General features: G+C 28.2%; 6 protein-coding genes and 2 pseudogenes. 1 reads left to right on the top strand and 7 read right to left on the bottom strand.

All coding sequences use genetic code 11. The features are described 5' to 3' along the window. The 6 genes and pseudogenes from IUY40_RS17375 to IUY40_RS17350 form a co-directional block, all read right to left on the bottom strand. Positions 1-645: pseudogene (locus IUY40_RS17375) on the bottom strand (hypothetical protein); the annotation flags it as partial. 1,854 nt (positions 646-2,499) lie between these two features. Then, positions 2,500-3,876 carry a sigma factor-like helix-turn-helix DNA-binding protein gene (locus tag IUY40_RS17370; protein WP_195738128.1) on the bottom strand — a complete coding sequence of 459 codons (1,377 nt, stop codon included), beginning with the start codon at positions 3,874-3,876 and terminating at the stop codon, positions 2,500-2,502. 323 nt (positions 3,877-4,199) lie between these two features. Beyond that, on the bottom strand, positions 4,200-5,057 hold the full coding sequence (locus IUY40_RS17365) for a hypothetical protein (protein WP_195738127.1): 858 nt from the start codon (positions 5,055-5,057) through the stop codon (positions 4,200-4,202). 1,216 nt (positions 5,058-6,273) lie between these two features. Then, positions 6,274-7,743, bottom strand: coding sequence for a tetratricopeptide repeat protein (locus tag IUY40_RS17360; protein ID WP_195738126.1), 1,470 nt, complete (start codon positions 7,741-7,743; stop codon positions 6,274-6,276). A gap of 16 nt (positions 7,744-7,759) precedes the next feature. Then, positions 7,760-9,229, bottom strand: coding sequence for a tetratricopeptide repeat protein (locus tag IUY40_RS17355; RefSeq protein ID WP_195738125.1), 1,470 nt, complete (start codon positions 9,227-9,229; stop codon positions 7,760-7,762). A gap of 636 nt (positions 9,230-9,865) precedes the next feature. Then, positions 9,866-10,666, bottom strand: coding sequence for a hypothetical protein (locus IUY40_RS17350; RefSeq protein ID WP_195738124.1), 801 nt, complete (start codon positions 10,664-10,666; stop codon positions 9,866-9,868). A 140-nt stretch (positions 10,667-10,806) separates the two neighbouring features. Between IUY40_RS17350 and IUY40_RS17345 the strand changes: the two are divergent. Next, positions 10,807-11,066, top strand: a pseudogene (locus tag IUY40_RS17345) (IS1595 family transposase); the annotation flags it as partial. 451 nt (positions 11,067-11,517) lie between these two features. On the opposite strand, the gene IUY40_RS17340 reads toward IUY40_RS17345, so the two are convergent. After that, positions 11,518-12,318, bottom strand: a complete 801-nt coding sequence (locus IUY40_RS17340; RefSeq protein WP_195738123.1) for a hypothetical protein — start codon at positions 12,316-12,318, stop codon at positions 11,518-11,520. Positions 12,319-12,455: the final 137 nt, after the last annotated feature.

The following is a 12,455-nucleotide window of genomic DNA, read 5'->3' as shown; positions in this document are numbered from 1 at the left end:
CTCTTTTAAATGTAATTTATTAGTTGTAGCTGAAGTTAAAACGCCTTTTAAATCCAAAGCATCACTCGCAACTCCATTCACTTTAGTAGTTAATTTTGAACCATCTAGTGTGTTACTTACACTCGTCGCCTCTCCCACTAATTCCTTTAAATTAAATTCTTTAGAAGGTCCGCTTTCAGCTTTATATGTCAAGGTATTTGTATTCCTGTCATAATCTAAACTCGTTAAGGTTTCATTTGCTTTAACTATATCCTTAATATCTATTGGCACCGAATGACCACTTTCATTTATATAAGAAAATTTATTTGTAATTGGATTAAAAATAACCGTTCCCTTGGATGATGTGATTTCATCTGAAACAACTATTCTGTTCCATTTACGATTAAACCAATAGTAATACCCCGGTTTAACATCGAATGGAGCTACACCATCAACCGCCTCATTAAAAACTAAAAGGCTTGAAGGCAATGATGTACCGCTAGCTACGAAAATAGGTTCCGTACGATCCGTTCTTATAAGCTTTACTCTAGGAATTAAGACCCCTCTGTCCCTGGCCACCACATCTAACTGTGATGATTCGTTGGGCGAAAGAGTCCCTACACCTACCTGCCCATAAGCAGTAAATCCTCCCAAAATAAGAAACAAGGAGAGTAATTGATTTTTCATAAATGTTCATTAAAATTAATAAAAACTAAATGTAATTTGTTAGATTATTTGTGAATACTATCACATGGAAATGCTCAAAAAACAAGCAACTATTACTTAATAATATGCTATCAAAATTCAGATAGACTATTACAACTAACTATAATAATATTCCATATTGCCATAAAATAACACTACACCTTATTGCTATTTTAGAATCCAATTTGTTATTCAAAAATCATATATAAACATGCTTAATACTGAAATTATCTTTTCCAGAATTAAACTATAGACAACTAATAAAACTTAGTAAAAACAATAGACTTGTATATAAATGATTTCCTATGATACTTTAGGATATAAATCATCTATAGCAAGAATAAATAAAACTTCAAGACTGGGGCGTCAGTTTTAAAAATGATTATGTTGATTCAATATTTATAGCTTACCATTATAAATGCAATTTTATTACAAATTTAGATTATGCAAAGAAGGCACTAAAAAGACTTAAAATAAAAAAAACAGCTACGCACATCTACTCAGGCTTAAAAAAAAAACAAATCCCTGTTAAACAATACAGTAAGACAAAAAAAACATTACTAATGAGTGAAAATGAGTAGCCTAAAAAAGGCTATATAAAGAAATAAATAAAAATATCCGATAATTAAATTCAAAATATGACCTCTAAACAAATTAAATGAGACAGCTTTAAAATAATCACCAAAAACAAAGTCAATAATACATTAAGAATATTTATCTTAAAAAAGCACTTTCCTTCATTCCATATGAACTCAATTTACAAGAATTACAATTAAAGATCTTTAATAAAAAAAGAGGGAGTTTTGCATTCGAATAATTAATAAAATCCAAATAAAAACTAATGAGATAGTGATCCTTATCTTTCTTATGATTTTTTTTCAAAAAAAAGAATACTGACAAAATATCCTTAGTAAGATCATACCGAGTTAACACTAAAAGAAATCGTGAATAAAAAAGAAATAAGCCTCCTAAATATATAAGCAAAAACAATAGAGCTATAGGGTATTATCTCAGCCCAAATTGATAGTTAAAATAAAGTTTAGACTTGTAACACTTAAAAAACAAATACGTAAGAACTACGACTGTATATTTAAATAGAAAATGATAGAATTAATCCTTCACTGGACTTTTACCTCAGAGTTAGCTCAGAAACTTGGTATAATTACTCCATAGCTATACAAATAGAAAAAAGGAATACATTAAATTTAGTCTTGTAGGTTGCCCTAGGAATGGCTATGCAAAACAGACTCCTAAACAAAAATAGATTGCTCTTTTAGGAAAAAGACTCAAAGATGCGAAGATAAAACGTGACATATAAAAAAAGAATAGACCTCTTTTCCAAGAACGGTCGTTGATCTATACTTTCATTTTAACCAAAGAAAACATATTTCCGATTGAAAAACATACCCAGGTTCTTGAGATTAGACTCAGTAAATTTATATAAAGAAAGTTCAATTGATATCTGAAAAGAGATATTCATTATCTGTTTTTCTTCAAAGGAATACCAAGGAACCTAAGAACACAACAAATGAACTTGTCACCTTGCTATAAGGATTTAAGTCAAGCTCCAAACTTTAATTTAAAAATAAAACCCCGTTATTTTTAAACCTACGCACTTTTGGAATAGCATCAAAAGAGTAATACTTGAGTAGTATTTGATCGTTTAAATTATCCAAAAAAACATAACAATAATTAAAACTAGGCAATTAGCAAATATAAAACACTTTAAAAGCACCTCATTACTCCTTTATTTTGTTCTAAGTTCTATTTCATTATTTTAAAAACTCAAATAAAACTCTTTATATAGCATTTATTTCAGAGGTTGATCATCCATAAATTCATATCTTCCTCTGGCAATAGATTGATTTTCTTTCTTAACCTATATTTTCGCGACTCTACTGCACGTAACGACATATCCAAAACTTCAGCAATCTCCTTGTTACTAAAATTCATACGAACCAATACCGATAATATAAGTTCTCCCGCACTAGGTTTGGGCAAATAAGTAGAAAGCTTTGTTACAAAATCAGGATATAATAACTTCATCTTACTAGCTAAATCAGCTAAATCATTATCTTTTACAAGTTGTAAAAGACCATCGACATCATATTTTCTTTCTACTAACCGCACTACCAATGATGCCTCTTTTTTATAAAACTTATCCTGTTCTGGTTTATTTTTCTGTTGTTCTTTATAATATTTGAATAATATAAAACCTGCAACTACAGTCAGTATTACTATAGCAATTGATATTCCAAAAGCAAATATCATTTTATTCATTACATACTGTTTTAAATTTCCATCTTTATTCGCCTCTGCTTCTATCACTTTCTTAATCTGCAACGCTTCCTCCTTTTGCAAGGTATTATTAAGAGAGGAATAGTCTACAAAATACTGCTCCTTTTTAGTTTTGGAGTTTTTAAAAAGTACCAGGTTAAAATCTCTTTGTGCTTTTTTATTTCTATATAACAATGACTTAGACAAGCCTTTCTCAAAACAATTAATCGCTTTATCATATTCACTTTCCAATGCATATATATAGCCTAATCCAAGTAATGCTTTAAACTGTGGGCTTTTCCAATCATCAGGATCTACAATATTTACTTTTTTGAAATAATATTTTGCCAAATCATTATTTGCATTATTGTAGTAATAATTTCCGAAATCAGCATAGAAAGCATTCATCAACACCCTTTTAACTCTCCCTTCCTCTTGATGCTTAAGCTCTTCATAGTTTTTATCTAAAAAAAACTTTATCTTATTTGGCTCTGAATAACTATTGGCCAAACCATTATATATCGTTGATTTTAAAGCGTGGATTTCGTTTTTATTATTCTTATTTACAAAGTTCAATCCGTCATAAAAAGCTTTTTTTGCAAGATCATACAAACCCAATTTCACATAAGATTTACCTGAAAAAATACATGACAACGTACTGTTTTTTATAGACTTACTTTTATCTGCTTCTATTTTTGCAATTGTTGCAAAATTCAAAGCTCTTTCATATTCATTACTATCATAGTAGCTTTCTGCTAGCATGATCGCTGTATTAGCTTTTTCTTTTTTTGAAGTACTATTTTCATACAAATCAAGACTTATTCTCAACCTTTCAGAAGGCAAAATAGTTGTTTGCGACATAAGTGTACTTACTTGCCAGACTACTAAAAGCAGAAAAGAGAATCTAAATTTCATGAATCAAAGACAACCGTTACCAACATTACTACTAGCTTAAATTTTCAATTTTCCCTTATTGTACTTCAAGATTTAACTATTTCAATATTACATTGAGACAGTAAAACCATCTGACTCTAACTTTTTTAGATGTTACCCCTATTACTTGTTCTTTGTTCTATCTAATGAATTCATATCTATAAATATGACACTACTGCTGTTTATATTTATGAAATTAAGTTATATGAGATATTTATTTCCAAAAACATAAGTCCATGTAAAAATTTTAATTTTTAAATAAGTTTAAAATCAAAAAAAGAATAGCTTTATACAAATACAAATTCCTAGTTAAAATAGGATAAATCATCAAAATATTCGCTAGAGATTCCCTCGAATTTTAATCTACTTTTTAATAACTCGTTTAATGATGGCATATTATTAATAGCACATGCAGGAAGTTTTTCTCTAAGTATATTTAATTCCTTTGGATTAGCAGTAATACTTAAATGTCTTAATTTTTTCAACTTAGATAAATTATCTATAGTGTTTTTTAACTTCATTGCATTTGTTTCAACTAGATGCAATATGCTTATATTACTTTTTTCGGTAAGGAAATCTAGTTCTGGTAGGTTTTCATTACCTGATATTCCGAGTATACGCAGATTATTTAATTTTTCTACAAACTTAAAATCTAAGAATCCTTTACACTTGTCAAATGATAAGGATTTCATACCTGCGTTCTGCCCAATATTATCTATATGAGTTAATTTAGGCGTATAACTAATATCTAATGCCTCAAATGATTTATTTATAGGTAAAACAATTTTATGCGCCTTTTTTACAGCACATATTTTTACTTTGAGTAGTTTTTTATCAAGTCGTGAAAAATCTAAGATACCACTTGTTGTATCTCCAAAAATAGAGAGACCATTATATATGTCAAAAATCTTATCGTACTTAATATTCGAATTATAACAACAGTCAGATAAACTTACTTCATCTGCACTATCGATATATTTTCTTTGTAAAAGCAATATAAGTGCACTTGTTTCTTTAAAAGACAAATCTCTTTTTAAGAAAACACTCTCGATTTCAGTAAAGCTTTTTATCTCAGGAATATCTTTAAGCCATGCTCTAGTTCTATCAATTCCATGCCCCAAAGGTGCATTACGCAACATAGCTAGTAAATGTTCGTTATTCATATTTTTACTTAATTAAAATACGGTTTATAGCAATCAATCCATTATTTGGCATTATTACCTTTAACTAAAAATTTTTATAAATTCATATTGCCTAAAGAAGGGTATCTAAAGTATACGATAGCTACTATCAAAAACAATAATGGGAGTTCCAAAGAGGCAGCTTTCATATTACTGCCCAATAAGCATTAGGAAGATTACTAAAAGGAACTTAATGGATTAAGCAATTAGTCCAGAAATGTGTAAGGAATTAACAACATAAATAATACACTTAATTACGCCTAACAAGATTCCTTTTATAAAAAAGCTCATTCTTAAAAAGACATTTACCAAGCCACTATCTAAGTGTGTAATGTCAATTAAAAATTCATTTCATGGAAACAAATTGTATTATGGATATAGACATATTTTTTACATCTATTATCTTTCATGATAACTTAATTATGGATATAGACATATCTTTATATATCTATTATCTATCATGATAACCTAAATTAGTATAAATAATGATTTTAAGCAGAGACTGCTCCCATAACAGTCTCTTTAATTTATCAGTTTGTCCCCCAACATTCTGATAAATGCTTAAAAATCGTTCCTAATTCAATATAAATCTCTTCTAAAAATTGATGTTTTTTAAAAAGGAGGGAAGAACAGTTAATCAAAGTCCTCCCCCTTTTTTAGTTATTATTTATTAAATAATAACAACAATCACAGATAATCTAAAAATATTAATCTAAATGCAACATTTTATACTTCCTGTTGCATTCATTATAAAACTATTATTAATGCACGTACAAGAAACAGAATTATGATTTAAAAAATCATAGAACAGTTTGATTAAACATCTTGACTTTAGCAAATTGAAGCATTTTTTTTAAAAAAAGGCACTCACATAGCTACACTTATCTACTCAACGCTTAAAAAAAGTTGTAAAATATTAGTAATTAGGCTTTTATGGATTTTAATTGTATTAAAAAAAGTATAAAAAAGAACACTTTTCACAATAGTAAGTAGTAAACGAGTAGGTAATATTTTTTTTAAAGAGTAAAAAAACAAATTAACAAGAATAAATTATAAAAAAAAAGCAAAAAAAAAGTACCCTTATTAGTTATAACAAGGGTACTACTACAGTAATTTTTTTTTATTAACCTCCTTAAGTAGGAGAGAAAAAAATTTATGCCTTTAGATTCATACTTTATTTATCGAGTTTATTATGTGTTTACAGACTTGCAATCCAAATACTAATATCATTTTTTCCTTCAATATTAGCTTTTTTTCTTATTCTATAAATTCTTGCTTCAACAGATCGAACAGTAACATCTGTATACACAGCAATATCTTTAATAGGGAAACCTAATTTTAAGAAAGCACATACAATTAATTCCGTTTTAGATAGAGATGGAGCCTCTTGAACTATTTTATTATAAAACTCTGAATGAGTAGCTTCAAATTTAGTTAAAAACATTGGATCATTATTTTTTGCTAATTTCAGAACTTCATCTAGACTAGTTCCATTTAGGAGTATTACTTTTTCAAGTATCTCTTTTTTCTTCATTAGTTTTTTCTTTTTTTCAGCAAGTTTTCTTTTTTCTTTTTTCTTTTTTTTATATAAACGTACTGTAAAAAAAAGAAAAATAGCTGTAAACAAACTCCCAACAATAAGAGCAATAGCACCATTATTTCTAATTTTTTCAACTGCCGAGTATTCTTCTCTAATGAGGTCTTTGACTGTTGCTATTAATGCCTTTTGCTGTTTTTTTTGTAAACTATCGTTAAGAGAAAAATATTTATCAGAGTAAATATCTTCCTGTACTTTATCATCTAGTTCATCATATGTTTTTGAAAGGTTAAGGTAAACATCTCGTTGTTTTTCTCTTTTTTTAAGTTTTTTGGCTAGATAAAGTGCTTTTTGGAAATAACTTATTGCTTTATCAAACTGCTTTTTTTCAAGTTCTAGATTACCTAAATCAAGATAAGCATACAATTTAACGGAGTTATAGTTTTCTTTTTCTGCGAGTTTAGCTGCCTTTATCAAATAGACTCTTGCGCTATCGTATTGTTTTAGTGCCAAAAAGCAGGAGCCTACATTAGCGCTTGCCAGCGATAAATTAACATTTTTATTTGTAGCATCTTCTATTTTATTAAATTGATTGTAACTCAACATAAAATATTTTTTCACAGAATCTAATACTTCTCCACTTCTATCATATCCTACTCCAATATCACTGTATAGCAACCCTTTTTGCTTAAAATTGGCATCTATAGTTAGAATTAGCGAGGTTGCTTTTAATCCTTTTTTTAGCTCTACATGTCCTTGTCTATATAGGCCAAGACCTATATAGCTAATTCCTTTTAATCTATATGCTTCTGATAGTAACTCATAATCTTTTATTTCAAAAGCAAACTGTTCTGCTTTTGTAACTTGTTCTAGTGATTTATCATAGTGATTGATATCATAAAAGTTTTTTCCAGCAAGTAATGCACTAATTGCCATTCCTTTTTTATAACCTATAATTTCGGAATAATTATAGGCTTTCAGACTGCTTTCAATGGCTTTATTAGGAATACTATCTCCCATTTTTTTTATGTTACTCAGCAAAACATCGATTTGTTTTTCTGTATATTGCTGGCTGTAACCTTTTACGATTACAAATAGAATTAGTATTTGTAAAAAAAGTCTTTTACTCATAGTTTGTTTTGTAAAATTATATATTTGTCAACCAATCATATAAATCCACTTCGGGAGGTACATCTAGTTTTTTTCGGAGTCTGTATCTTTTTGACTGAACGGCTCTGATAGTACTTTTTGTATAAACTGCTATTTCTTGTGTCGAGAAACCTAGTTTTAACAATGCACAAAAACGCAATTCACTTGAAACTATTGTAGGTGTAATATTAATTATTTTTTCGATGTAATCTGGATGCATTTCTTTGAATTTCGCAAAAAACAGAGGGCTTCCTTCTACTACAAGACGCTTTAAATCTGTTCCTTTTACTTCAACATTTTTTTTCTGATTTGTAAGTTTCTCAATTAACTCAATTTTTCCTTTTAATTGATTATCAATGTCATTACCTTCTTTTTTTACATTTACAAATCTTACCTTATATTTTTTTATATAAACAAAAGTGATTGTAATAATTATAAGAAGCAAAGATAATAATGCAATTATTATCTCAACATTAGTCATCATTTTTTCGTCTTTCTCTTCTAAAAAAATTCTGAGTGAAGTATATATTGCTTCCTTATAAAGTTTACTAAGACTATCATTTAATGTTATGTATTTGTATCTGTAGTATTTGGTACTGTCTTGAATTTTTAAAACATTGTAAGTTTTAGAAAGGTTATAATACAGATCATTTGTATAGAACACTCTTCCATTCTTTTTTGCCAGCAGTAATGCTTCTTGAAAATACTTTTTTGCATCATCATAATTCTCTCTATAAAAATTCACAGACCCCAGACCAGAAATAGCTTCAATTGTAATAAAATCTAATTTTAGTTCTTTAGAAAGTTTTGCTGCTCTTTTTAAATAGGCATCTGCCTTTTCTAAATCCTGTTTTTTAAGATAAAAGGATCCTAAAAAGACATTAGCAAATGCCATACATCTATTTTTATGAGGATTATCTTCGTCTATATTTTCAAAAAACAAATAACATTTTCTGTAATAGTATCCAACAGAATCTTCATCTATCTCATTTTCTTCATGATTTAGAGCAATATTAGAATAAATAAAACCTAAGCTTCTATTTCTGTCATTTTTGTCTTTAATTTTGTTAGCATAAACAATAGATTCCTTTAATATTTTGGAAGCATCATTATAAAAGCCAAGTCTGGCAAGGGTTACACCTCGCAGCCTCAATGTCTTTGATTTTAAATATGGTTCTGAACTTGTTATTCTTTTATCTGCCTGTGTTGCATAATACAAAGCTAGTTTATTGTCTTTGCTCCTTGTATAGCTTTCACTAAGAAAAATCTCTGCTAGTAGAACTCCATTTGTATAATCAAATTCCTTGGCTAAAGAAATAACCTTTATTGCTTCTAATTGGGATTTAAGAGGGGATTCATTTTCTATATTGATTGCATGATGAAGTAGACTATCTATTTTACTGACATTGTTTTGAGAAATAACAATATTATATGTACACAATAAAATGAAAAGTAATATTCTTTTCATAAATTTAATTATTTAAATTAGTTCTTAAGAAAGACACAGGTATGACTTTAAAAGCTGACTTATGTCTCCCTTTAATCATACCTTTCTTCATTTTAAGAGAGATGTTAATATTATTTTATTTCAGTCTATAAACTGAAAATAAAATTTGTAAAATTACAATAGCTTATTTCTCTATTTTATTACAAATTATATTCTAATAAATATAATATCAAAATGAGAGGTTGAGATACTTAAAAAATATTTGTGGCAAATATAATTAATAACATTTCATGTAAGTATTATGTTAGTTCTTTTTTAAGAAAAAAAAGCCTTCTTAAGTTACAGAGTGCTTATCTATGTTTAATTTCTTACAAAGAATAGAAAGGTTGTTTTATATCCTTAATTACAAATCTCTAATTTAAAGCTGGCTGATAAAAACAATGTTTTTACAAAGATAATCTTCTTCACTTTTTTCATAAGAGGACTTTGAGTCTTACAACGATCTCGACCTGATACCCACAAACAGATATAGTAAAAAAAAAAGATATTACTTAATCATACACTTCTTTGTATAATAGTAATATCTTGTAATTTTAGTATTACAGTAAGCTATAGGTCTAAAAAAATTAGAAATATTTTACTATTAAGTAAATCTGGTTACAACAATTGCTCTATGATTAAATAAGTACCAAGTGAATAATCTGATGGAGCTGCAGTAACATATGTCTTTCTATCATTTTTAGGCCCACTAGCTTTTAAACTAATTTCAACCGATGTTGTAGAGGCATCAATAATGGCAATTGGATTCGTAACTCCACCATCATTATAACTCTCTGTAGAAGATTCAACAAACCCCCTTGTTGATAATGCCATTTTATTTGAAGGCTTTGCTAGAAAGGAACTAACGATGTAAGTAGGTGTACTACTATCTGATATCCCAATCATTCCTGTTACTTTAAAGATATAGCCTTTTGGTAAAATTATTTTCGTTTTATCTGAACTAAGTTTTACATTAGAATAATTTAGTCCTTCGATAATTCCCCAACGAATATTTTTGGCATTACTATAAGTTACATCTTCAACACCGTCTTTATTAATTAAAATATAAGTTCTGTTTTCTATAAATTTAGGGGGATTTATATTTTCCCATAGCGCTGTGCGATATGAATACGAATAAATTCCTGGAATTGTTACTTTTTGAGTTTTACCTTCAAGGCCTTGCTGTGTTATTGCTTCAGTAACCTGTACCAATGCGCCATCCTGATCCTGATTATATAAATCATCCATCGCTTTTAATTGGTCTCCAGTTATTTTAGGAAGCAACACCCCACAGGCAATACCATTGTCTATATGTTTTATCTCCATTGTTGCTTTTGGAGCATGGGTATTTATTCCAATTTGTGCATTTATAGTGTTAAATAAAAGTAATAACAAACAAAAAGATAGTCTTTCACACATAATTATTTTGATTTTTTATTAATATTACGATTACGCAATCTATAAAAAATAATTTTAGTAATATTTATAATGTATAATATATTTTTACTATCCGTAATTACTTACAATTAATAAAAGAATTATATTCGATAAAAAAAGCGATGAATTTATTCCGTTTTACAGCAAATTTCAGGAGTGAAGAGTCTTACAGACTTCATTTAAAAGAAGAGAGAGAGATAAAATCGGAGTTCTATATAAATGCGGAAATAAAGAACATTTTTAGATAAAAAGCAGATAGAATTATGAATGTAAAAAATGCAGAAGTAGAATATCATTACGAAGTGGTACAATAATGCAAAACTCTAATTTGTCATTTTTGATTTGCTACAAAACCATGTTCTTATTAACAGCAACTAAAAAAGAATTATCTTCGTCTATATTTTCAAAAAACAAATAACATTTTCTGTAATAGTATCCAACAGAATCAGCATCTATCTCATTTTCTATATTGATTGCATGGTGAAGCAGACTATCTATTTTACTGACATTGTTTTGAGAAATAACAATATTATATGTATTTAATTTCTAACAAAGCATAGCAATGTTATTTTTATATCCTTATTTACAAATCTCTAATTTAAAGTAGGCAGATAAAACAATATTTTTTACAAAAATAATCTTCTTCATTTTTCATAAGGATTTTAAGTCTTACAAAGATTTCGTCCAGCTGCCCACAAACAGATATAGTAAAAAAAAAAGATATTACTTAATCATACACTCCTTTGTATAATAGTAATATCTTGTAATTTTAGTATTACAGTAAGCTTTAAGTCTAAAAAAATTAGAAATCTTTTACTATTAATTAAATCTTGCTACAACAATTGCTCTATGATTAAATAAGTACCAAGTGAATAATCTGTTGGAGCTGCAGTAATAACTGTCTTTCTATTATTACTAGGTCCACTAGCTCTTAAACTAATTTCAACCGATAATGCAGAGGCGTCAATAACGGCAATTGGATTCGTAACTCCACCATCATTATAATTCTCTGTAGAAGATTCAACAAACCCCCTTGTTGATAATGCCATTTTACTTGAAGGATTTGCTATAAAGTAACTAACTATGTAAGTAGGCGAACTACTATCTGATATCCCAATCATTCCTGTTACTTTAAAGATATAGCCTTTTGGTAAAATTATTTTCGTTCTATCTGAACTAATTTTTACATTAGAATAATTTAGTCCTTCAATAGTCCCCCAGCGAATATTTTTGGCATTACTGTAAGTTACATCTTCAACACCGTCTTTATTAATCAAAATATAAGTCCTATTTTCTATCGATGTGGGAGGATTTATATTTTCCCATAACGCTGTGCGATATGAATACGAATAAATTCCTGGAATTGTTACTTTTTGAGTTTTACCTTCAAGACCTTGCTGTGTTATTGCTTTAGTAACCTGTACCAATGCCCCATCCTGATCTTCATTATACAAATGATCCATCGCTTTTAATTGGTCTCCAGTTATTTTAGGAAGCAACAACCCACTGGCAATACCATTATCTATATGTTTTATCTCCATTGTTGCTTTTGGAGCATGGGTATTTACTCCAATTTGTGCACTTATGGTCTGAAATACAGCTAATAACAAAAAAAAAGCGAGCTTTTTATACATAAATTATTCTATTAATATTATTATCACGCAAGCTATAAAAATTATTTTAGCAAAAATTATTTTTTAATTATTTTTTGCTAAAACATTTAATACCCTAATTATAACAGACTTAAACATTTTAATTAATTTTTTATTTT

The organism is Flavobacterium sp. ALJ2 (assembly GCF_015594725.1).
Classification (GTDB): domain Bacteria; phylum Bacteroidota; class Bacteroidia; order Flavobacteriales; family Flavobacteriaceae; genus Flavobacterium.
This window is presented reverse-complemented; position numbering and strand designations above follow the sequence as displayed.

Coding starts and splice junctions, on each gene's coding strand:
- IUY40_RS17370 (WP_195738128.1), bottom strand. CDS start 3,876: ATGAAATTTAGATTCTCTTTTCTGCTTTTAGTAGTCTGGCAAGTAAGT.
- IUY40_RS17365 (WP_195738127.1), bottom strand. CDS start 5,057: ATGAATAACGAACATTTACTAGCTATGTTGCGTAATGCACCTTTGGGG.
- IUY40_RS17360 (WP_195738126.1), bottom strand. CDS start 7,743: ATGAGTAAAAGACTTTTTTTACAAATACTAATTCTATTTGTAATCGTA.
- IUY40_RS17355 (WP_195738125.1), bottom strand. CDS start 9,229: ATGAAAAGAATATTACTTTTCATTTTATTGTGTACATATAATATTGTT.
- IUY40_RS17350 (WP_195738124.1), bottom strand. CDS start 10,666: ATGTGTGAAAGACTATCTTTTTGTTTGTTATTACTTTTATTTAACACT.
- IUY40_RS17340 (WP_195738123.1), bottom strand. CDS start 12,318: ATGTATAAAAAGCTCGCTTTTTTTTTGTTATTAGCTGTATTTCAGACC.